Annotated in this window: 20 protein-coding genes and 1 pseudogene; 17 read left to right on the top strand and 4 right to left on the bottom strand. The window is 72.4% G+C overall.

Annotated features, from left to right (window positions below):
* The first annotated feature begins 163 nt into the window (after window positions 1–163).
* The 10 genes from AB0C36_RS06330 (at window position 164) to pdxR (ending at window position 11,016) form a co-directional block, all read left to right on the top strand.
* Window positions 164–1,555, top strand: a complete 1,392-nt coding sequence (locus AB0C36_RS06330) for an ABC transporter substrate-binding protein (protein ID WP_358350042.1) — start codon at window positions 164–166, stop codon at window positions 1,553–1,555.
* The gene (locus AB0C36_RS06325) at window positions 1,552–2,550 is read left to right on the top strand and encodes a carbohydrate ABC transporter permease (protein ID WP_358350040.1); all 999 of its coding nucleotides are present in this window, start codon (window positions 1,552–1,554) and stop codon (window positions 2,548–2,550) included. The genes AB0C36_RS06330 and AB0C36_RS06325 overlap by 4 nt, the downstream gene beginning before the upstream one ends.
* Window positions 2,551–2,553: 3 nt before the next feature.
* Window positions 2,554–3,384 (top strand): carbohydrate ABC transporter permease, encoded by an 831-nt coding sequence (locus tag AB0C36_RS06320; RefSeq protein ID WP_358350037.1) that lies wholly within the window; start codon window positions 2,554–2,556, stop codon window positions 3,382–3,384.
* A 4-nt stretch (window positions 3,385–3,388) separates the two neighbouring features.
* Window positions 3,389–4,288, top strand: a complete 900-nt coding sequence (locus AB0C36_RS06315) for a 6-phosphogluconolactonase (RefSeq protein ID WP_358350034.1) — start codon at window positions 3,389–3,391, stop codon at window positions 4,286–4,288.
* A gap of 80 nt (window positions 4,289–4,368) precedes the next feature.
* Complete coding sequence (gene iolC, locus AB0C36_RS06310; protein WP_358350240.1) at window positions 4,369–5,385, top strand: 5-dehydro-2-deoxygluconokinase; 1,017 nt, start codon at window positions 4,369–4,371, stop codon at window positions 5,383–5,385.
* Entirely contained in the window at window positions 5,382–6,275 is an 894-nt protein-coding gene (locus tag AB0C36_RS06305; protein ID WP_358350032.1) for a Cgl0159 family (beta/alpha)8-fold protein, read from the top strand. The genes iolC and AB0C36_RS06305 overlap by 4 nt, the downstream gene beginning before the upstream one ends.
* Window positions 6,272–7,153 (top strand): 5-deoxy-glucuronate isomerase, encoded by an 882-nt coding sequence (gene iolB / locus AB0C36_RS06300; protein WP_358350029.1) that lies wholly within the window; start codon window positions 6,272–6,274, stop codon window positions 7,151–7,153. Before AB0C36_RS06305 ends, iolB begins: the two co-directional genes overlap by 4 nt.
* The gene (gene iolD, locus AB0C36_RS06295; RefSeq protein ID WP_358350026.1) at window positions 7,150–9,021 is read left to right on the top strand and encodes a 3D-(3,5/4)-trihydroxycyclohexane-1,2-dione acylhydrolase (decyclizing); all 1,872 of its coding nucleotides are present in this window, start codon (window positions 7,150–7,152) and stop codon (window positions 9,019–9,021) included. Before iolB ends, iolD begins: the two co-directional genes overlap by 4 nt.
* A 271-nt stretch (window positions 9,022–9,292) precedes the next feature.
* Window positions 9,293–9,496 (top strand): hypothetical protein, encoded by a 204-nt coding sequence (locus tag AB0C36_RS06290; protein ID WP_358350023.1) that lies wholly within the window; start codon window positions 9,293–9,295, stop codon window positions 9,494–9,496.
* Window positions 9,497–9,552: 56 nt separating this feature from the next.
* Window positions 9,553–11,016, top strand: a complete 1,464-nt coding sequence (pdxR, locus tag AB0C36_RS06285) for a MocR-like pyridoxine biosynthesis transcription factor PdxR (protein ID WP_358350020.1) — start codon at window positions 9,553–9,555, stop codon at window positions 11,014–11,016.
* A 120-nt stretch (window positions 11,017–11,136) separates the two neighbouring features.
* On the opposite strand, the gene AB0C36_RS06280 is transcribed toward pdxR, so the two are convergent.
* Together AB0C36_RS06280 and AB0C36_RS06275 are read right to left on the bottom strand one after the other, a co-directional pair.
* Window positions 11,137–12,621 (bottom strand): MFS transporter, encoded by a 1,485-nt coding sequence (locus AB0C36_RS06280; RefSeq protein WP_358350017.1) that lies wholly within the window; start codon window positions 12,619–12,621, stop codon window positions 11,137–11,139.
* A gap of 157 nt (window positions 12,622–12,778) precedes the next feature.
* The gene (locus AB0C36_RS06275; protein ID WP_358350014.1) at window positions 12,779–13,303 is read right to left on the bottom strand and encodes a cupin domain-containing protein; all 525 of its coding nucleotides are present in this window, start codon (window positions 13,301–13,303) and stop codon (window positions 12,779–12,781) included.
* 238 nt (window positions 13,304–13,541) lie between these two features.
* Between AB0C36_RS06275 and AB0C36_RS06270 the strand changes: the two genes are divergently transcribed.
* The 7 genes from AB0C36_RS06270 (at window position 13,542) to AB0C36_RS06240 (ending at window position 20,274) form a co-directional block, all read left to right on the top strand.
* Window positions 13,542–14,855 carry an MFS transporter gene (locus AB0C36_RS06270; protein ID WP_358350011.1) on the top strand — a complete coding sequence of 438 codons (1,314 nt, stop codon included), beginning with the start codon at window positions 13,542–13,544 and terminating at the stop codon, window positions 14,853–14,855.
* A 9-nt stretch (window positions 14,856–14,864) separates the two neighbouring features.
* Window positions 14,865–16,052 (top strand): acetoin utilization protein AcuC, encoded by a 1,188-nt coding sequence (locus AB0C36_RS06265; protein WP_358350008.1) that lies wholly within the window; start codon window positions 14,865–14,867, stop codon window positions 16,050–16,052.
* A gap of 60 nt (window positions 16,053–16,112) precedes the next feature.
* Entirely contained in the window at window positions 16,113–16,931 is an 819-nt protein-coding gene (locus AB0C36_RS06260) for a phosphatase (protein ID WP_358350006.1), read from the top strand.
* A 148-nt stretch (window positions 16,932–17,079) separates the two neighbouring features.
* A complete protein-coding gene (locus AB0C36_RS06255; protein ID WP_358350004.1) occupies window positions 17,080–17,283 on the top strand; it encodes a helix-turn-helix domain-containing protein in 204 nt (67 codons plus the stop codon).
* Between the two features lie 289 nt (window positions 17,284–17,572).
* Window positions 17,573–17,671, top strand: a complete 99-nt coding sequence (locus tag AB0C36_RS06250; protein ID WP_003948845.1) for a 30S ribosomal protein bS22 — start codon at window positions 17,573–17,575, stop codon at window positions 17,669–17,671.
* Between the two features lie 379 nt (window positions 17,672–18,050).
* Window positions 18,051–19,091: an NAD-dependent epimerase/dehydratase family protein gene (locus tag AB0C36_RS06245; RefSeq protein WP_358350002.1), complete on the top strand. Its 1,041-nt coding sequence runs from the start codon at window positions 18,051–18,053 to the stop codon at window positions 19,089–19,091.
* Window positions 19,084–20,274, top strand: a complete 1,191-nt coding sequence (locus AB0C36_RS06240) for a lysophospholipid acyltransferase family protein (protein WP_358349999.1) — start codon at window positions 19,084–19,086, stop codon at window positions 20,272–20,274. The genes AB0C36_RS06245 and AB0C36_RS06240 overlap by 8 nt, the downstream gene beginning before the upstream one ends.
* A 166-nt stretch (window positions 20,275–20,440) precedes the next feature.
* Here the strand turns inward: AB0C36_RS06240 and AB0C36_RS06235 are convergent, their stop codons facing one another.
* Both AB0C36_RS06235 and AB0C36_RS06230 read right to left on the bottom strand, forming a co-directional pair.
* Window positions 20,441–21,712 carry a DUF5667 domain-containing protein gene (locus AB0C36_RS06235; RefSeq protein ID WP_358349996.1) on the bottom strand — a complete coding sequence of 424 codons (1,272 nt, stop codon included), beginning with the start codon at window positions 21,710–21,712 and terminating at the stop codon, window positions 20,441–20,443.
* A gap of 145 nt (window positions 21,713–21,857) precedes the next feature.
* Window positions 21,858–21,974: pseudogene (locus tag AB0C36_RS06230) on the bottom strand (ECF subfamily RNA polymerase sigma factor, BldN family); the annotation flags it as partial.

The raw sequence follows: 21,974 nt of genomic DNA, 5'->3' as shown, positions 1-21,974 counted from the left end.
CCCCGATCACCCGGGGCGCCCAAGGCCCTCGCGCCGTACGGGAAACCCCGGCGACGCCCGGCGATTCGCCACCTCGCCCGGCGGTACCTCCGCGCAACGCCGAAGTACCGCCGAACGACTCGCCCGGCCGCGACACGCGGCCGCATCTCCCTTCGGAGCGACCATGAAGAAGCTGCGTTTGACCGGGGCCGCGGGGGTCGCCCTGGCCGGCCTGCTGCTCGCCGGGTGCGGCGTGCCCGGCGCCGGTTCCACGGCGACCGACGGCTTCGACGGCCCGCGCATCACCGAGCGCGTCACCGTCGAGGACGTCGCCAAGCTCGGCAACACCACGCTGCGCGTACTCGCGGACGCCGGCGAAGAGGACACCCTCAACGCCGCGGTGCCGCTCTTCGAGAAGAAGTACCCGAACATCAAGGTCGAGGTCGCCACCAAGGGCTTCGACGACCTGATGAAGACCGTCGTCAACTCCATGTCCGGCGACAACGCCCCCGACCTCGCGCAGGGCAACCAGGGCTACGGCACCGACGGCCCGCTGGTGAAGTCCGGCCTGATCCGGCCGATCGACGACATCGCCCGCACGTACGGCTGGGAGAACCTCATCACCGACGGCACGCTCAAGCAGTGGCGCTGGTCGGCGGGCGGCAGCATCTTCGGCGCGGGCAGCCTCTACGGCATATCCCCGGTCACCGAGTACGTCGGCGTCTTCTACAACACCGACAAGCTGGCCAAGCTCGGCATCGCACCGCCGCAGACGTACGCCGAGTTCACCGCCACGCTCGACAAGGCCAAGGCCGCCGGCGAGCAGCCGCTCATGCTCGGCAACGCCGAGAAGTACCCGGCCAGCCAGGTCATCGGCCTCGTGCAGGGGCAGAAGACCGACAGCCGCGACGTGCGTTCGTGGATCGCCGGCGTACCGGACACCACCGTCGCCGACCCCGGCACCACCGAAGCCGCCCGGACCGTGCAGGACTGGGCGCACAACGGCTACTTCGGCCCCGGCTACAACGGCATCAGCGCCGACGACGCCGCCGCGAAGTTCAGCCAGGGACAGGGCGTCTTCTACGTGGCCGGCTCCTGGAACGCGCCGAGCCTCCAGGAGAGCATGAACGGCCGCGTCGGCTTCACGCTCCCGACGCGCGACGACGGCACCCGCGCGACGGTCGGCTCGATGGGCCTCGGCTGGCACATCGGCGCCAAGACCGACAAGCTGCCGGCCGCCGTCGCGTTCCTCGACCTGCTGATGAGCGACGAGTTCGCGCAGAGCATCGCCGACGTCGGCCGCACCCCGGTCACCGGCGGCGACGACGTCAAGGCGGCCAGCCCGGTCGTCGAGCAGGTCAACAAGATCGGCACCGAACTGCTCGCCGACGACGGCCAGAACTTCTACCTGGACTGGGCCTCGACCACGATGTACGACACGGTCGGCGCCAAGACGCAGGACCTCCTCGACCGGCGGACCTCGCCCGAGGGCTTCGTCAACGGACTCCAGGACGACTGGACCGCCTTCCAGAAGCAGCAGCGGGAAGAAGCCGCGGCGGCCGAGGACGCGTCATGACCGCCCCGACCGCGTCGGCCCCTTCGTCCGCGTCGCCCGCGCCCGCCGCCGTCGGCGGCGCGCAAGGCACGGGCCCGGGTACGGGGAAGGGCGGCAGCGCGGCAGGACCCGGCGTGATCCGGTCGTGGGCCTCCCGCCAGTACTGGCCCGCGTTCCTGTACCTACTCCCGGCCGCGGCGTTCTACATCCTGTTCGTGCTGCGTCCGTTGGGCCAGACCGCCTGGATCTCGCTGTTCCACTGGGACGGCCTGACCGAGGGCCGCTGGGCGGGGACGACGAACTACCGCGAGCTGCTGGACGACGGGCGCATCCCGTCGGCCTTGGCCCACTCGCTGGTCTTCGTCGTCGCGTACGCCTTCCTCCCGGTCGCGCTCGGCCTGTTCCTCGCGGGCCTGATGTCCCGCATCCGGGTGCGCGGGCTGACGTTCTTCCGCGCCGTGCTGTTCCTGCCGCAGATCCTCGCGACCGTCGTGGTCGCCGTCTCGTGGCGCTGGATCTACGACATCGACGGACCGCTCAACGCGGCACTGCGCGCCGTCGGGCTCGACGGCCTCACGCGCGCCTGGCTGGGCGACTACGACACCGCGCTTCCGTCGGTCGCGGTGATCGGCACCTGGGTCATGTACGGCCTGTGCATGGTCCTGTTCCTCACCGGCGTGCAGAAGATCCCGACCGAACGCTACGAGGCCGCGCGCATCGACGGGTGCGGCCCCGTACGGGAGTTCTTCGCGGTGACCCTCCCCGCTTTGCGCGGCGAGATCGCCATCGCGCTCGTGCTCACCATCACGTACGCACTGCGCAACTTCGACCTCGTGTGGAACACCACGGCCGGCGGCCCCGGCACGTCCACCACGGTTCCCAGCGTGTTCATCTACCAAGGCGCGTTCATCACCCGCGATGTGGGCGGTGCGGCCGCGATCAGCGTGTGCCTGACCCTCGTGGTCCTCGCGGTCACCGCGGTCGTCATGCGCGTCGTGCGCGGAAAGGAGGACTGACGCGTGAACGCCACCCGCCGCCAGACCGTCATCGGGCACGCGATCCTCGTCATCGCCGCGATCATCGCGCTCTACCCGTTCCTCTCGGTCCTGATGCTCGCGTTCAGCGAACCCGGGACCAAGCGCAGCGGATTCACCGTCCCCAAGTCGCTCAGCTTCGACAACTTCACCGAAGCGTGGGACCGCGGACTGTTCTCCAACGCGCTCACGTCCAGCCTGCTGGTGGCCGTCGCGGTCGTCGTCGGCACGATCGTGCTCGCGGTGCTGGCCGGGTACGCCTTCGCGTTCTTCCCGTTCCCGCTCAAGGGACTGTTCCTGCTGCTGCTCCTGGTCGGGCTGGTCATGCCGTACGAGGCGACCGTCATCCCGCTCTACTACCAGCTCAAGGACTGGCACCTGACGAACACGTACTGGGCGCTGATCCTGCCGCAGATCGGCCTGTCGCTGCCGTTCGCGGTGTTCTGGATGCGGCAGTTCTTCGTCTCGACGCCGCCCGCGCTGCGCGAGGCGGCCTCCGTGGACGGCGCCTCGAAGCTGCGCGTCCTGCGCTCGATCATGCTGCCCATGGCGCTGCCGGCCATCGGCACCCTCGCCACCTTGCTGTTCCTGTTCGCCTGGAACGAGTTCCTGCTCGCGCTCGTGCTGGTGCCGGACAACCCGGACGTGCAGACCGCGCCGCTCGCGCTGTCGTTCTTCGCGGGCAACCGGCGCAACAGCGACCCGGGTGTCACCGCCGCCGCGGCGGTCCTGGTCGCCCTGCCGATCCTCGTCAGCTACATCGCCCTCCAGCGCCGCATGATCAGCGGCATGCTCGCGGGCGCCGTGAAGGAGTAAGACCATGCAAGCCCCTCTTCGCCCGCGCGTCTTCGCCGGTCCCGCCGAACTCGGCCGGGCCCTCGCGGAGGAGATCGCGGACGGGATCGCCAAAGCGTCCGCCGTCGGAAGGCGCTACGTGCTCGGCTGTCCGGGCGGCCGGAGCCCGAAGCCGGTCTACGACGCCCTCGCGGAACTGGTCGGTGAACGCGGCCTGCACCTCGGCCACGTGGTGATCGCGATGATGGACGAGTACGTCCTGCCGACCGGTGGCCCGGCCGAGGCAGCCGCCGCGGCCGACACGGTCGACGCGGGTGGCACGACCGGCTCCGTCGCCTCCGTCGCCTCCGTCGGCTCCGTCGGTTCGGGGGCCTTCGTGGACGTCGACCACGCCGCGCACAACAGCTGCCACCGCTTCGCCGCCGAGGAGATCGTCGGCCCGCTCAACGCGGCGGCCGGGGAGGGACGCGGCATTCCCGCCGACGCGGTGTGGTTCCCGCATCCGTCCGACCCGGCGGCGTACGACGGCCGCCTCGCCGAGGCGGGCGGGGTGGACCTGTTCATCCTGGCCTCCGGGGCCTCGGACGGCCACATCGCCTTCAACCCGCCGGGCGCCCCGGAGGACAGCACCAGCCGGATCGTCGAACTCGCCGACAGCACCCGGCAGGACAACATGGGCACCTTCCCGGACTTCGCGTCCCTGGACGAAGTGCCGCGCCACGGCGTCACCGTCGGCGTCGCGACGATCGTGCGGCAGTCGCGGCGTGCGGTGATGGTCGTGCACGGCGGGCACAAGCGCGAGGCGGTACGCCGGCTCGCGGCGGCGACGGCGTACGAGGCCGACTGGCCCGCGACACTCGTCGCGCTGTGCCGTGAACCGGCGCTGTACGTCGACCGGGCCGCGGCGGGGGAGGAGTTCGCGTGAGCGTGGTTTCCCCCGGCAACTCCGGTGCGGTGAAAGCCGGTTCCGCCGTCCCGGCAGGGCCCGGCGCACGTGCCGTCGCGGTGCCGCCGTACGACCTGGTAACGCTCGGCCGCGTCGGCGTCGACCTCTACCCCGAGCAGGTGGGCGTCGGGCTCGCCGAGGTCCGGACGTTCGCCAAGTACCTCGGCGGCAGCGCGACCAACGTGGCCGTCGCGGCGGCCCGGCAGGGCCTGCGCTCCGCCGTCGTCACCGGAGTCGGCGACGACCCGCTCGGCGGCTTCGTGCGCGGTGAGCTGCGCGGCTTCGGCGTCGACGACCGCTTCGTCGTCACCGTGCCCGGCGCGCAGACGCCGGTCGTGCTGTGCGAGATCTTCCCGCCGGACGACTTCCCGCTCTACTTCTACCGGCCCGACGCCCCGGACATGCGCCTCCGCGTGCCCGACCTGGACGCCGAGGCACTGCGCGCCGCCCGCGTCGTGTGGATCACCGGCAGCGGCCTGTCCGCCGAGCCGTCGCGGACCACCACGCTCGCCACCGTCGCGGACCGGGCGGAAGGCGCCGACACCGTCTTCGACCTGGACTGGCGCCCGATGTTCTGGTCCGCCCCGGAGGAGGCGCCGGGCTGGTACGCCCGCGCCCTCGAACACGCCACGATCGCCGTCGGCAACCGCGACGAGGTCGAGGTCGCCGTCGGCACGCGCGATCCGGACGAGGCCGCCGACCGGCTGCTCGCCCGCGGGCTGCGGCTCGCGGTGGTGAAGCAGGGACCGCACGGCGTGCTGGCGCGTACCGCGACCGAGGAGGTACGCGTACCTCCGATCCCCGTCGAGGTCGTCAACGGGCTCGGCGCCGGCGACGCGTTCGGCGGCACGCTGGTCGCCGGGCTGCTGGCCGGACTGCCCCTGTCCCGGACCATCGAACTCGCCAACGCCGCGGGCGCGTTGGTCGCCTCCCGGCACTCCTGCGCGGACGCCATGCCGACACCCGGCGAACTGGACGCGCTGATCGGCGGGGCGTACGGCGGCGTACTCGCCGGCTCGACCGCCTCGGGCACCGCCGCCCCGGACAACCACCACGACAACGGAGGACCCCGTTGAGCACCACACCCGACATCGCCACGGTCGTCTCCACCCGTCTGACCGACCCCGGGGCGATCCGCCGTACCGCGCAGGCCCGGCCGCGTTTCGCGCGCGAGGGCCTGGCCCGGCCGCTGTTCGTCCTCGCCGCCGACCACCCCGCGCGCGGCGCGGTCGCGGCGGGCGGCAACCCGACCGCGATGGGCGACCGGCACGAGCTTCTGGCCCGCTGCGTCGAGGCGTTGGCCCGCCCCGGCGTCGACGGCTTCCTGGGCACCCCGGACATCGTCGAGGACCTGATGCTGCTCGGCGCCCTGGACGGCAAGCTCGTCCTCGGCTCGATGAACCGCGGCGGCATCCCCGGCGCGAGCTTCGAACTCGACGACCGGTTCACGGCGTACGACGCGCGCGGCATCGCCGAAGGCGGCCTGGACGGCGGCAAGGTCCTGCTCCGCGTCGACCCCGCCGACGGGGGTGTGGCGGAGACGCTGATGGGCACCGCCACCGCGGTGAACGAACTCGCCGAGCGCGAACTGCTGGCGCTGATCGAGCCGTTCAAGTCGGTTCGGGAGGGCGGCAAGGTCCGCAACATCCTCACCGCGGACGCGCAGATCTGGGTCAACAACATCGCCTCGGGGCTGGGGCGCACCTCCGCCTACACGTGGCTCAAGGTGCCCGTCGTGGACGAGATGGAGCGCATGATGGCGTCGACCACCATGCCCACGCTGCTCCTCGGCGGCGAGGGCGGCGGCGACGTGGACGCGATGTACGCGTCGTGGCAGAAGGCCCTGGAGATCGAGCACGTGCGCGGCCTGATCATCGGCCGGACCATGCTCTTCCCGGAGAACGGCGACGTCGCCGCGGCCGTCGACACCGCGGTCTCGCTGCTGGGACGGGGCGGGGCGGCATGACCGGCCGAGACCTCGGCGGCGGCCCCCGCCTGCACCTGCCCGACGGGACAGCGGCGGACGGCGGGTTCCGGCTCGCCGTGACGCCCGAGTCGGCGGGCTGGGCGTACAGCTCGCTCCGCGTCCTGGACCTCGCGCCCGGCGGGCAGGTGCTCTTCGTGACCGGGGACAGCGAGACGATCGTGCTGCCGCTGTCCGGTGCGTGCACGGTCGAGATCGACGGCGAGTCCTTCGAACTCACCGGTCGCGACAGCGTTTTCAGCCGCGTCACGGACTTCGCTTACGCCCCGCGCGACGCGGAGGTGACCGTCACCTCCGTCGCCGGCGGGCGGTTCGCGCTGCCCGCGGCACGGTGCGAGCGGCGGCTCGCCCCGGCGTACGGCCCGGCGGAGGATGTCGCGGTGGAGGTGCGCGGCGCGGGCAACGCGACCCGCCAGGTCAACAACTTCGCCTCGCCGGAAGGCTTCCCGTGCGACCGGTTGGTGGCCGTGGAGGTCCTGACGCCGGACGGGAACTGGTCCTCCTACCCGCCGCACAAGCACGACGAGGCCCGCGACGGCGAGGCCGTCCTCGAGGAGATCTACTACTTCGAGATCGGCGGCGAGGACGGCTTCGGCTACCAGCGCGTGTACGGTTCCGGCGTCGACGTGCTCGCCGAAATCCGCCAGGGCGACGCGGTGTTGGTGCCGCGCGGCTACCACGGCCCGTCGATGGCCGCGCCCGGCTACCCCATGTACTACCTCAACGTGCTCGCCGGACCGCACGCCGAGCGCACGATGGCGTGCTGCGACGACCCGGCACACCACTGGGTGCGCGCGTCGTGGGAGACGCAGGACACCGACCCGCGCGTGCCCATGTGCGACGCGGGGGGTGTGCGGTGAACCGCGGTACCCGCCGGCTGACCACGGCCCAGGCACTCGTCGCCTTCCTCGCCCGCCAGTACACCGAACGCGATGGTGTGCGGCAGCGGTTGATCGAGGGCTGCTTCGGGATCTTCGGGCACGGCAACGTGGCCGGGATCGGGCAGGCGCTGCTCCAGCAGCCGGACGACCTGACGTACTACCAGGCGCGCAACGAGCAGGCGATGGTGCACGCGGCGGTCGCGTACGCGAGGACCAGGCGCCGCCTGTCCACGCTTGCGTGCACGGCGTCGGTCGGTCCCGGTGCCACCAACATGGTCACCGGCGCCGCCCTGGCGACCGTGAACCGACTCCCCGTACTCCTGCTCCCCGGCGACACCTTCGCGACCCGTGTGGCGTCCCCGGTGCTCCAGGAGCTCGAACTCCCCTACGCCGCCGACATCTCGGTGAACGACGTCTTCCGCCCGGTCTCGCGCTTCTTCGACCGTGTGTGGCGCCCGGAACAACTGCTGTCGTCGGCGGTCCAGGCGATACGCGTCCTGACCGACCAGGCCGAGACGGGCGCGGTCACGCTCGCGCTGCCGCAGGACGTGCAGGCCGAAGCCTGGGACTTCCCCGAGGAGTTCTTCGCCGAGCGCATCTGGCACATCCGCCGACCGGTGCCCGACGACGAGTCACTGGCCGCCGCCCTCCGCCTGCTCCGCGACGCGCGGCGCCCGCTCGTCGTGGCCGGTGGCGGCGTCGTCCACGCCGACGCGACCGAGTCACTGGCTCGCTTCACCGCGCGTACGGGTATCCCCGTCGCGGTGACGCAGGCCGGCAAGGCCGCACTCCCGCACGGTCACCCGGCCCTGGTCGGGGCCATCGGCCACACCGGCACCGTCGCCGCCAACACCCTCGCGCGCGAGGCCGACGTCGTCATCGGCATCGGCACGCGCTGGCAGGACTTCACGACGGCGTCACGGACGCTCTTCGCCGACCCCGGCGTACGCTTCGTCAACATCAACATCGCCGCCTTCGACGCGGCCAAGCAGGCCGGCGTCTCCGTGGTCGCCGACGCGCGCGCCGCCCTCGACGCTCTCGACCGCGAACTGCCCGACTGGCAGGTGGAGTCCGCGTACCGCAGCCGCGCATCGATGCTGGCCCGGGACTGGGACGCGGTCACCCAGGCCGCCTTCGACGCCGCCCATGCCCCGCTGCCCAGCCAGAGTGAAATCGTCGGTGCGGCCAACGAACTGATGGCCGACCGCGACGTGGTCATCTGCGCGGCCGGATCCCTCCCCGGTGATCTGCACAAACTGTGGCGCCCCGCCGACCCGCTGGGCTACCACGTCGAGTACGGCTTCAGCTGCATGGGCTACGAGATCGCCGGCGGACTCGGGGTCAAGATGGCCGCCCCGGACCGCGAGGCCGTCGTCATGGTCGGCGACGGCTCGTACCTGATGATGGCCCAGGAGATAGCCACGGCCGTCGCCGAGGGCATCAAGCTGGTCGTCGTCCTCGTCGAGAACCACGGCTACGCGTCGATCGGCGCCCTCTCGGAATCCCTCGGGTCGGCTCGCTTCGGTACGAACTACCGCTACCGCAACGCCGATTCCGGCCAGCTGGACGGCGGTCTCCTCCCGGTGGACCTGGCCGCCAACGCCGCGAGCCTCGGCGCGCAGGTCCTCCGGGCCGGCACGCTCGCCGAGTTCCGCACCGCGTTCGCCGCGGCCCTGGCCGCCGACCGGACAACCGTCGTGCACGTCGAGACCGACCCGACGGTCCCGTCGCCGTCCTCGGACGCCTGGTGGGACGTCCCGGTGGCGGAGGTCTCCGAGCTGCCCGCCACGCAGACCGCCCGGACTGCCTACATCACCCGGAAATCGGCGCAACGACCGCTCGTGTGACGCGTCGGTCCGGGTCGGCGCTGCGAAAGCCACGGGCGAGTACGGCAGGAAGCTCAACAGCCTCGCCAAGATCGTCGCCTCGTCGAAGCCGGGCCGCCGGCTTCGGCAACGGGCTGGTCATCGTGCGCTACAAGATCGACAAGTGAGCGGACGCCGGGCGGCCCGCGCCTGGCCGTCGGCGACACCCCCGCTGGCGACACCCCCGCCGACGACACCCGCGTCGACGCAGGCCCTGCGGGGCTCCCGGCGCCCCTGGCGTTAGCCTGCGGGGATGGGCTCAGAACGGATCACGATCGTGCTGACCGGTGACGAGGCGCTGGTGCTCGCGGACTGGCTGCGCCGGTCGGACGCGGACGACGCGGTCCGCGTGCCGGTCGCGCAGGTCCTCGACGCGGTGGAGCGTCGCATGGGGTCGGCGGAGGAGACCGCGGAGCAGGTGCGCGCGGCCCGCGACCGGCTCGCGGCGGAGCGGTAGGGCCCGGACGGCGCGGGTTAGCCTGGCGGAATCGACCGGGTGGAAGGCGCGGGTCCATGGCACGAGCTCAGGTCAATTCCGACCACGACGGCGGCGCCGACCTCTATCTGGAGCTTGCTCCCACCGGGCCCCGGCGCGCGGCCCTCGCGGCCGCGCTGCGGGAGGCGGTGCGGTCGGGGCGGCTGGCTCCCGGCACGCGCCTGCCGCCGTACCGCGCCCTTGCCGTCGATCTCGGGGTCGCGCGCAACACCGTGGCCGACGCGTACGCGGAACTCGTCGCCGAAGGGTGGCTGACCGCACGCCAGGGGTCCGGGACGCGTGTTGCGGAACGAGCGGCCGCCGTACGACATCGTGCCGCCCGGAAGGCCGTCGGAGGGCAGGCGGCGCAAGCCACGCACAATCTGCGCCAAGGGCAGCCCGACGCGGCGTCGTTCCCGCGCACCGCATGGATCGCCTCGGTACGCCGGGCCGTCGTCGCGGCGCCGACGGACGCGTTCGGGCCCGGCGATCCGCAGGGGCGACCGGAGCTTCGGCACGCACTCGCGGACTACTTGGCGCGCGTGCGCGGCGTACGGACCGCGCCCGAGCACATCGTCGTCTGCTCCGGCTTCGCCCATGGACTGCGGCTGCTCTTCGAGGGCGGAGTGCTGCCGGGGCCGCTCGCGGTCGAGCCGTACGGGCTGCCGTTCCATCGCGGCATCCTGGCGCACGCCGGAGTACGCACGGTCGCGCTCGGACTCGACGAGCGCGGCGCCCGCACCGATCGACTGGCGGTCGATCCCGCGACCACCGCACGGCACGGGCCGCGCTCCGTACTGCTCACCCCTGCCCACCAGTTCCCGGTGGGCGGCCCGCTGCACTCCGCTCGCCGCAGTGCGGCGGTGGACTGGGCGCGGACGCGCGCGGGAGTGGTGCTGGAGGACGACTACGACGGCGAGTTCCGCTACGACCGCGAACCGGTGGGCGCGATACAGGGGTTGGACCCCGAGCACGTCGTGTACATGGGGTCGGCCGGCAAGAGCCTGTCCCCGGCGATCCGACTGGGCTGGATGGCGCTGCCGCCGCGCCTCGTGGACGGCGTACTCGCGGCCAAAGGGCTACGCGAGGCGTGGGCGGGTGTGGGGGACCAACTCGCCCTTGCCGACTTCATCGAGTCCGGGCAGTACGACGCGCACATTCGGCGCATGCGCAGGCGCTACCGCACGCGCCGAGCCCAACTCGTCGCCGCGCTGGCCGAACGCGCCCCGCACATCACCGTCACCGGCATCGCGGCCGGCCTGCACGCCGTACTGCGCCTGCCGCCGGGGACCGAGGCGCCGACGGTCGCCGCGGCCACGCGGATGGGCATCGCCCTGGACGGCCTTGCCCTCTTCCGCCACCCGGAGAGCCCGGAGCCCCACGTCGACGGCCTGGTGGTCGGGTACGCCACCCCGCCCGACCACCGTTACCAGGCCGCCCTCGACGCGCTGTGCCTCGTGCTGCCCCCGCAACCGGACCCGGGCACCGGCGGCCCGGCCTGACCGGGGTACCGGAGGCTGACGGGGTGTCATGAAGGGCTCGCCAACAGCCTCGCGTCGGCGCCGAACGCACAAATGCGTTGTGCCGCCCGGGGAGCGGGCGGCACAACGCGTTCGGGTCGGTCAGACGTGGGCCACAGGGCGGGAGTTCGGCTCTGTCGGGGCCCGGTGCTCGGCGATCGACCGTGTCGCCGGCTTGCGGAGGCCGAGGGCCACCAGGGCAGTTGCGCCGATCCCCGCCGCGGCGATGAAGACCGCCGTACGCAGGCCGTCGGTCGTCGCCGAGCGCAGGGCCTCACCGCCGAGGCTGTCCAGGCCCGAGTTGGCCACCGCGACCAGCAGCGCGAGGCCGACCGCGCCGCCGACCTGCTGGCTCGTGGATGCGACGCCCGAGGCGATGCCCTGGTCCTCCGCCGCGACACCCAGCGCGGCGGCACCGAACATCAGTGTGTAGCCCGCGCCTTGGCCGACGCCCAGCACGATCAGGCCCGGTATCAGTGCGGCATACGACGCGTCCGTCGCCATCGTCGCACCGACGACCACCGCTCCGACACCGCCGACGACCAGGGACAGGACCATGATCGGGCGGATGCCGTACCGCGTCGCGAGCCGGCCGGCGGACTGCGAGCCGATCGCAATCGCGACCATCGGCACCAGGAACGCCAGACCCGTGGTCAGTGCGTCGTAGCCGTGCACGCCTTGGAAGTACACGGTCAGGAAGTACAGCAGCGTGCCGAAGGTGCCCATGTAGAGGAACGTCACGACCGTGCCCACGCTCAGGTTGCGGTTGCGGAACAGGCGGAGCGGCAACAGCGGGTCGGCGCTGCGGAGTTCGACGGCGACGAAGGCGGCGAGCAGGACGGCGCCGGCAACCGAGGCGGCCACCACCGACGGCGATCCCCAGCCCGACTCCGGGCCCTGGACGAGCGCGAAGACCACCGCGGTGACACCGATCGTCGAGGTCAGCGCCCCCGCCAGGTCGAACGAACGGCCCTTGGCGCGCGGTGCGTCCGGGGCGATCAACCAGAAGGCCAGCACGGCCGCCAGACCCGCGAGCGGCACGTTGACGAAGAAGACCGACTCCCACCCGAACGCGTCCGTCAGCACGCCGCCGAGCAGTGATCCGAGGATCATCCCGCTGCCGCCCGCGGTGCCCCACACCGCGAACGCCCGGTTCCGCTCCCGCCCTTCGGCGAAGCTCGTGGACACCAGCGTGAGTGTCGCGGGGAAGAGGAACGCGCCGCCGACACCTTGGACCGCGCGGGCCGCGATCAGCGTGCCGGGGGAGGCGGCCATCCCGCCGAGCAGGGACGAGACCGCGTACAGGCCGAGACCGAGGGCGAACATCCGGCGCGGGCCGAAGAGGTCGCTCGCCCGGCCGCCGAGGAGGAGGAAGCCGCCGAAGGCGACGGCGTACGCGCTGATCACCCATTGCAGGTTCTGCGCCGAGAAGCCCAGGCCCGAGCCGATCTCCGGCAGCGCGACGTACACGATGTTGTAGTCGATCGAGATGATCAGCTGGGCGAACGCCAGCAGGGCCAGGGTGAGTCCGAGGCGGCGGCGCGAAGACGCGGTGACGTTTGGCGAGGGCGGCCGGTTCGAGGGCATGGCAAAGCCTGCTTTCGGGGAAGGCGGGGGAGGGGTACGCGGCGGGAGGACCGCGCGGCAATCGGCGGGCCCGCACCCGGGTGTGGTGGTGGGCCCGGGTGCGGGGGCGGCTGTGCAGGCCGGGGCGGGCGACGCGGAGGCCGGGCAAAGCCGCGGCTCAGCGCTCGGTGAGCGCCTTCTGCCACACCGGGCTCTCGAAGTAGTGGTTGTCGTACAGCTCCGAGCTGTCGCGGATGTCCTGCACCGTGGCCTCGCCGCGGTAGACGCGCTCCAGCAGGCGGTAGTAGTCGAAGCGGTGCAGGCCCGGCGTGAACACGACCAGCATCTCGGCCTCGGTGCCCGGCGCCGGGGCGAACGCGTGCGGAACGGTCGGCGGAACGGTCAGGAAGTCGCCCTTGCCGAGCAGCACGACCTCGTCCCGGACCAGGATCCGCATCGTGCCTTCGAGCACGAAGAACATCTCGGTCGCCTTGGTGTGGAAGTGCGCGGGGGCGCCCGGCGAGCCCTTCTCGAACGTCGCCTTGTTGGCGGTCAGCGCCCCGCCCGTGGCCCCCGCGTCGGCGAGCAGCGTGATGAGGCTGGTCGCGCCGTCCTGGATGGCTTCGGCGTTCTCGGCACGGACGAGGACCGGGTTCGCGGCGGGGGTGTTCGCGGCGGCAGAGGTGTTCGCGGAGGTGTTCATTTCTTGGCTCCTGTGCAGGTGGGCCGGGGTTTCGGCCGGTCCGTCCGGTGCTGACGGACAAGAATCTATGCGGTAGAAAGACCCGTCATATGGTGCATTCAACGCCCAGTTTCATGGGTCAATTCGGGATGCCCCGAACACCGTGGCCGACCCCTGCTCCGGCTCCCGATCAACGTCCGGCAAAAGATCGCCCGCGCCCCTCGCCGTCGCGCCCAACCCGCCAGTAACGTCCCGCCACATGCAGGCCACCGAACCGCGCGATCCCGCGGAACCCGACGCGCTGTCCGCCCCCGGGCCGGAGGCCGTACGCCGGGCCCGGCTCGCCGTCCTGGCCTGCTTCCTCATCCAAGGCGCGTCGTTCGCGGTCCTGGTCACCCGCGTCCCCGCCATCCAGGACCGCTACCACCTCGGCGACGGCGCGCTCACGATCGTCCTCTCCCTGGTTCCGATCGTCGCCGGCGTCGGCAGCCTGCTCGCCGAGAAGCTCGCCGCGCGGTACGGCAGCCACCACGTCCTGCGGACCGCCCAGCCCGTCGTCTGCGCCTCGGTCCTCGGCGTGGGAGCGGGCGACGCGGTGTGGCAACTGGCGTCCGTACTGGTCGTGTTCGCGCTCGCCCTCGGCGCGGTGGACGCGACCATGAACATGCAGGCCATCGGCATCCAGGCACGCCAAGGCCGCAGCGTCATGAACGGCTTCCACGCCGCCTGGAGCCTCGGCGGCATCGCCGGCGCGGGCCTGGCCACGTTCGCCGACCACAAAGACGTGGCCCTCGTCGTCATGTACGCCCTCAGCGCCGCCATCACCGCCCCCGCCGCGCTGCTCATCGGACGCCACTACCTGCCGACAGCGACCACCACCGAAACGGCGACGGCGACCCAACCCGAAACCGCGGCGGCAACCGCCCCCAAAACGGCGGCCGCAACCGCAAACGAGAGCGGCTCCGCCGCCAAACCCACCCCCACCCTCCCCTGGCGCACCATCCTCCCCCTGTGCGCCGTCATGGCCTTCGTCTACATCGGCGACTCCGCCGTCTCCTCCTGGGGCGCGGTCTACGCCGAGAAGGCCCAGGACATGGACGACAACACGGCCCTCCCGTACCTCGTCTACATGGTCACCGCACTCCTCGGCCGCGGCCTCGGCGACCTGGGCGTACGCCGCTGGGGCGCACTACCCGTCGTGCGCGCCGGCGCGCTCACCGCGGCCGTCGGATTCGCCGCCGTCGTCGCCGCACCGAGCCCCGCGGTCGCGCTCGCCGGATTCACCGTCCTCGGCCTCGGCATAAGCGTCCTGGTCCCGCAGACCTTCGCCGCCGGCGCCGAGACCAGCCCCGACGACCGCGACACCGCGATCGCCCGACTCAACCTCTTCAACTACGCGGGATTCCTCATCGGCACCCCGCTCGTCGGAGTCGTCGGCGACCTCGCCGGCTTCCGCGCCGCGATGGCGGTGCCGCTCGTCCTGGTGCTCGCGATCCTCCCTCTGGCGCGCGCGTTCGCGCCCCAGGGTGAAGCCGGTCACGGCATAGGCCGCCGGACGGGGTCCGGGCGGTAGCCTCCAGCCATGAGTCAAGCCGTACAACTCCTTTGGGACAACCGGATGACCGGGTACGACTTCGGCTCCTGGCACCCCATGAAGCCGATCAGGCTCCAACTCACCATCGACCTGATCCGCGCGTACGGCCTCGACGCCGGGGACGGCCTGGACATCGTCGCGCCGACCGTCGCCAGCGACGAGCAGCTGCGTCTCGTGCACACCGCCGACTACATCGCCGCCGTACGCGCCGCCGCCGCCGACCCCGCCTGCGCGGACGTCTCGTGCGGCCTCGGCACCGACGACACCCCCGCCTTCCGCAACATGCACGAGGTGTCGGCGCTCATCGCCGGCGGCTCGCTCGCCGCCGCCGACGCCGTGTGGCGCGGCGAAGCCCCGCACGCCGTCAACTTCGCCGGCGGGCTGCACCACGCGATGCCCGGCGCCGCCGCCGGGTTCTGCGTCTACAACGACGCCGCCCTCGCCGTCGCCCGGCTGCTCGAACTCGGCGCGGAGCGCGTGGTGTACGTCGACATCGACGTCCACCACGGCGACGGCGTGCAGACCGCGTTCTGGAACGACCCGCGCGTACTGACCATTTCGCTGCACGAGAGCCCGCGCTTCCTCTACCCGGGCACCGGCTTCCCCGACGAGACCGGCGGCCCCGACGCCGAGGGGTACGCCGTCAACGTCGCCCTCCCGCCCGGTGTCGCCGACGCCAAGTGGCTGCGCGCCTTCGACGCCGTCGTGCCCCCGCTCGTCGAGGCCTTCCGGCCCCAGGCGATGGTCACGCAGCACGGCGCCGACACACACGTCGAGGACCCGCTGGCGCACCTCGCGCTGACCGTCGACGCGCAGCGGCTCGCCGCCGTCGCGCTGCACGGCCTCGCGCACCGGTACTGCGACGGACGCTGGATCGCCACCGGCGGGGGAGGGTACGCCGCCACCGATGTGGTCCCGCGTACCTGGACCCACCTCGTCGCCGAAGCCGCGCACGCGCCGATCGACCCCGAGTCGGAACTGCCGTTCGAGTGGCGCGAGCAGGTCCGCATCATGACCGGCGATCAGGGGCCGTACCGCATGACCGACGGCGGCACCCCCTCGTTCCGGCCGTTCTCGGCGGGCTACGACCCGGCCGACCGGCTCGACCAGGCCGTGCTGGCGACCCGCCGCGCGGTCTTCCCGGCCCACGGCATCGAACCGCTGTACGACCTCTGACGCCGCATCGCGCCGCCGCACCCGGTCGGCCGCCTCACCACGACGAAATGGCAGGTGGACGTGACGGAAGTGAGCCACGGCAAGGTCCCCGACCGCGCGCAGTTGCGCGCCCACCTGGTGCGCGCCCGGATCGCCGGTGACGTCGCCACCCCGCGCGAGAACAACCTGCGGCACTTCCGCCTGATGAGCGAGCGGCACCCGGCCTACCTCTTCGGCCTCGAACCGGACGGCACCTGGACCCCGGAGGAGGTCCTCGCGCTGATGGTCCGCCGTTGCGGAGTCGTGGCGGACCCCGCCCACCTCAACGGCCAGGACACCATCGACCCGGACCTGACGATCGCGGCCCTGGACGACTACGCCGACCGCCTCGCCCTCGCCGGCCGACGCCGCGAGCGCGTCGTCGTCGCGACGGGTCACCCGGACGGGCTGCTGGACTACTACCGGGCGCTGGCGCGCGCGCTGCGCGAGGCCGGGTGTACGCTCCTGCGCCCCGCGCGCGACTGGACGTACAAGACACCGGCCTCCGAAGGGGCCAAGGCCCGATCGATCGACTACCGCGGCCCCGTGGCCGTCGTCGTGGACGACGTCGGCGAGCCCAGGCACACGCACTCCGCGCGGCCGATACGGGCCATGCTCGCGAGCATCGTCGACGACGGCGGCGAACTCCCGGACCTGGTCGTCGGCGACCACGGCTGGGCGGGCGGCGCGGGCCAGGCCGGCGTCGACGCGATCGGCTTCGCGGACTGCAACGACCCGGCACTTTTCGTCGGCGCGGAGGAGGGCAGCGTGGTCGCGGCGGTTCCGCTCGACGACAACGTGCAGCCCCATCTGTACCGTCCGCTGCTGGCGTACGTACTGGATAGGGCGGGACTGTCCTGAAACAAGCCGGATGGGCGAAACGGGACGGATAACTGCTCCTCTTCCCCACTGGTACCACCCGCCACTACCCTGAAAGGACGCACGTGCGTGTGGATGTCACCGGAGGGGAAGCCGGTGCCCGTCGCGTGCTGAATGGTTCAGGTGCGGCATGGCTTCTGCAGATCGGCCTCTGAACGAGGTCAATTTTCTGACCGTGGCCGAAGTGGCTGCGGTGATGCGGGTGTCCAAGATGACCGTGTACCGGTTGGTACACAGTGGCGAGATGCCCGCCATCAGGGTCGGACGGTCCTTCCGGGTTCCGGAGCAGGCTGTCCACGACTATTTGCGGGACTCGTACGTAGAGACCGCATAGCGCCGCGCAGGCGCGCGGCACGACCGGAGTACGGCAGTCGGCCGGCCCCGGGCGCCCGCATGGCACGATGTGCGCCCGGGCACTGCCGTGGGACAACTCCCGGACAGCGCGCTCACACGTCCGAGGGCTCCTCATTTCGGGACGCCCGGGAACGGCGAGTAGGCTAGGGCCAGACGTGCGGGCTGACTCGGCTCCGCGCAGTGGAATGCGCCCCCGCGGCTTGCGGTGGGCGGTCCGTTCTCTCCGCGCAGGCGGGGTCGTCCGTATGTACACGTGAGCGAGGGTTTCCGTGGGCTCTGTCATCAAGAAGCGTCGTAAGCGCATGGCGAAGAAGAAGCACCGCAAGCTGCTGAAGCGGACGCGAGTCCAGCGTCGCAACAAGAAGTAGCCGACGCCGGCCCGCGCACGCGGGTGGTTGCCGTGCTTTCGATGCCCCGCGCACGCGGGGGTCTTCTTTGGCGCTCCCCGTGCACGCGGGGTCTCTGAGACGCGGTCCCTGTTCAGGCCGCCGCCCCCGCCGTCACGGCGTGAGGCGGCGGCCTGACGCGCTTGCGGAGGTCCGCCGTCCGCGGCGCGGCACTCCGCCACCTGGAGGGTTTCGATCCTCCGTACGGTGTGAACGACTGGTTAACCCTGTCGTGGCCGGTCCCGACAGGTGTCGGTGACTACTAGGTTGAGACCGTGACCCGACGTACCCGGCCCGGCGTACCCGGCCGTGCTCCGGGCGCGGTCCGACCGAATCGGGGTGATCGGGGGTGAAGGCACCGATGAGCAAGGTCGTGCTGGTGACCGGGGTGACCCGGGACCTCGGCAGCCGCTATGCGCGCATGATCCTGCGCACTCCCGGGATCGAGCGCGTGATCGGCGTCGACGCGGTCGAGCCGCGCCACGAGCTGGACGGCGTCGAGTTCGTGCACGCCGACATCCGCAACCCGATGATCGCCAAGGTCGTCGCGCAGGCCTCCGTCGACACCGTCGTACACCTCAGCCCCGCCGAGACCCCGCCGAGCGGGTACGCGGGGACCTCGACGTCGGCCAAGGAGACCAACGTCATCGGCACCATGCAGCTGCTCGCCGCGTGCCAGAAGGCACCGTCGGTGCGCAGCCTCGTGGTCCGCTCGACGACCGCGGTGTACGGTGCCTCGCCGCGCGACCCGGCGATCTTCGAAGAGGACATGGAGCCGCGCGTACCGCCGACCTCCGGGTGGGCCAAGGACGCCGTCGAAGTCGAGGGGTACGTACGCGGCTTCGCGCGCCGGCGCCCCGACGTCCCGGTGACCGTCCTGCGGTTCGCGCCGATCCTCGGCCCGACCATCGAGTCGCCGATGGCCGACTACTTCGGCCTGACGCTGCTGCCCACCGTGCTGGGCTACGACCCGAGGCTGCAGTTCCTGCACGAGGAGGACGCGCTCGACGCGCTGCGCGTGGCGATGGCCGCCGGCGAGCCGGGCACGTACAACATCGCCGCCGACGGCATTCTGCTGCTGTCGCAGGCCGCCCGGCGGCTCGGGCGGCCGGTGGTGCCGGTGCCGTCACCCGCGATCGGGGTGGTGAGCCAGGGGCTGCGCGGCGTCGGGTCGGTCAACCTGTCCGCCGAGCAGATCCGGTTGCTGACCCACGGGCGCGTGGTCGACACCACCCGGGCGCGCGAGCGCCTGGGGTTCGCGCCCCGGCGTACCACCGCGGAGACCTTCGAGGATTTCGCGCGCGGCCGAGGGCTGCGCGGGTTGCTCGACCCGGAGCGCGTCGGCGGCGTTCCCGACCGCATCGCGTCCCTACTGCTCACCAGAAGGAGTCCCGATGGGTGACGCCCGGATCATCCCGTTCGACGGATCCGCGGGCGGCTCGCGGGGTCCGGCCGGCCGGGGGGCCCGTCGGCAGAACCGCACTCCGCGCCAGGGCGCGGCGCCGGGCGGGAACGAGGCGTACGAGGACGACATCCCGGTCCGCGAACGCCGCCGCACCGTCCGCTCCGGCGCACGTGCGAACGTGCGCGCGATCGGTGCCGTCCCCGAGCCCGACGGCGATTCGTCCGCCCGGCGCGACGGGGGTGCCGCCCCCGGCGGTGGCACCGGCCTCGGCGCGCTGGCGGGTGCGCTGGGCGGGCTGGTCGGCGGGGCCGCGCGCGGCCTGGCCGACGGGCTTGCCGGGCCGGGGTGGGAGGACAAGGCCGCCGACCGCCTGGCGTTCGTGCGGCGGCGGATCACCGGCGACTACGAGGTGGACGAGTTCGGCTTCGACGAGGAGCTGACCGACGCGCTGATCATGTCGCTGCTGCGGCCGCTGTACGAGAAGTACTTCCGCGTCGAAGTGCGCGGCATGGAGCACATCCCCGACAAGGGCGGCGCGCTCATCGTCGCGAACCACTCCGGGACGCTGCCGCTCGACGCGCTCATGACGCAGGTGGCGGTGCACGACCACCACCCCGAGTCGCGCAACCTGCGGCTGCTGGCCGCCGACCTCGTCTTCCAGATGCCGCTGGTGGGCCAGGTCGCACGCAAGAGCGGGCACACCCTGGCACATCCCGCGGACGCCGAACGGCTGCTGTCGCACGGCGAGTTGGTGGGCGTCTGGCCGGAGGGCTACAAGGGGCTCGGCAAGCCTTTCAAGGACCGGTACAAGCTCCAGCGGTTCGGGCGCGGCGGGTTCGTGTCGTCCGCGCTTCGCACCGGGGTGCCGATCGTGCCGTGCTCGATCGTGGGTGCCGAGGAGATATACCCCATGATCGGGAACGTGCGGACGCTGGCGCGGCTGCTGGGTGTGCCGTACTTCCCGGTGACGCCGACGTTCCCGCTGCTCGGGCCGCTGGGTCTGTTGCCGCTGCCGACGCGCTGGCACATCGAGTTCGGCGAGCCGATCCGCACCGACTCGTACCCGTCGCAGACGGCCGACGACCCGATGGTGGTGTTCAACCTGACGGACGAGGTGCGCGAGACGATCCAGCACACGATCTACCGGGTGCTGATGCAGCGGCGCTCGGTGTTCTTCTGAGTCCTTCCGAGTCCGGGCGGATCCGTGCGGATCCGCCCGCTCGGCCGAACAAATGACGGCGCCCCGGCCTTCGCGGCCGGGGCACCGTCATTTGTCGTTCGGATCGATCTGGTCGTACAGGTTGTTCAGGGTCGTGCGGTCGTGCGGTCGTGCGGTGTTCCGAGGACTACTCCTCGTCCGGAGCCTGCGGGGCGCCGCCGATGGTGATGCCGATGCCCGGCAGGCCGGGCAGCAGCGGCGGGACGTTCAGCCCCACGGGAGGCAGCACCGGCGCCGGGACGTCGACGCCCACCGGGCTCGGGCTCTGCGAGGGAGGCGAGCCCGAGTCGGTCTTCGTCGGCTCCAGCAGCGGCACGTTGACGTGTGGCAGCAGACCGGCGGTCGACGTCGCGGCCGGCGTCGGCGAAGTGCCGTTGCCGGGAGCGCCGGTGGCGGCCTGCCCGACCACCGGCGGGACGATCCCGACGACGCCCGGCAGCGCGGCGGGCGCCTGCGGCAGCCCCCCGGGCAGTGCGGGGCCGGCGGTACTCGGCGGGTTGCGCTTGCCGGGTCCGACCGGGAGGGCGGAGTCCATCTCGCCGGCGTCGTCCGGGGCGAGCGCCCCCGGGATCGGCGAGACCTGCTTGCGGATGTCGTACAGCAGTTGCCAGACCATGTCGCGCTCGACGGCCACTTCGCCGGGGAGCCGGTCGGCCATGCGCTCCATGCGTTCGGTGCCCGACTTCGCGAACTGCGCGAGGTCCTTCATCGGGCCGACCTTGGTCTGGTTGTCCTGGTAGGACTCGGTCAGGAGGGCACGCCCCCGTGCCGTCTCCTCCCGCGCGTCGTCGAGCACGCTGCGCAGGTGGCCGATGGTGCTCTTGCCGATCGCCCCGCCGCCCTCACGGTCGAGCAGCCGCTCCGCCTCGGCCAGCCGGGTGCGGGCCTGTTCGAGGTAGCGCTCGCCGCGTTCGCGGTCGGAGCCGGCCATCGAGATCTGGATGTCCTCGACGGCCCGCTTGACGTTGTACGTCATGTCGCCGGGCAGTGCGTCGGAGCTGGCGACCGCGATGCCGCCGAGGCCGCCGGCCGTGATGACCAGTGCGCTGCCCGCCACGGCACACCGCCTGCGCCAGCGGACGGCGCGCGGCTTGGGGACGGGTGCGGGACGCCGGTGCGCGCCGCGCGGTGCCGGGACGGATGCCGCCGCGGCCGGGAGCGCGGACGCCTCGTCGAGCAGTCTGCCGCGCAGGGCCGCCCGGAAGTCGGCGGTCGGAGTGGGGCCTGCCGCCGCCTCGTCGTGCAGCTTGGCCGCGGTCCGCAGAGCCGCGGCGACCACCTCGTCCCCCTGGCCGTCCCCGTGGGTCGCCCCCCGGCTCGGCGCGGGGCCGGATCCCATCTGTTCCAGTGCCTCGGCGAAGGCCAACACACGTCGCCGGTCCACAACCGCGATGCTCACGGGCCGCACCTCCTCTCCCCGGATGCCCGTCCAGGGACGTCTACGGGTCGGGGGCCGTGATTCGGCTCCCCGCCGCGCCGCGCCCCCGAGGGGCGCGCTATCTGGGAGAACGAGCCGAGGCCCCCGGGGGTTACGGAAGTGTGATTCACCGCACGTCCTCCGGGAGCAGCCGGGCGAGGGTGCGGACCGCGCGGTACTGGAGGGTTTTGATGGCGCCCTCGTTCTTGCCCATGATGCGGGCGGTCTCCGCGACGGACAGGCC

The sequence above is a fragment of the Streptodolium elevatio genome (assembly GCF_040649515.1).
GTDB lineage: Bacteria > Actinomycetota > Actinomycetes > Streptomycetales > Streptomycetaceae > Yinghuangia > Yinghuangia elevatio.
The sequence above is the reverse complement of the archived record's forward strand: the minus strand, read 5'-3'. Positions and strand labels throughout refer to the sequence as shown.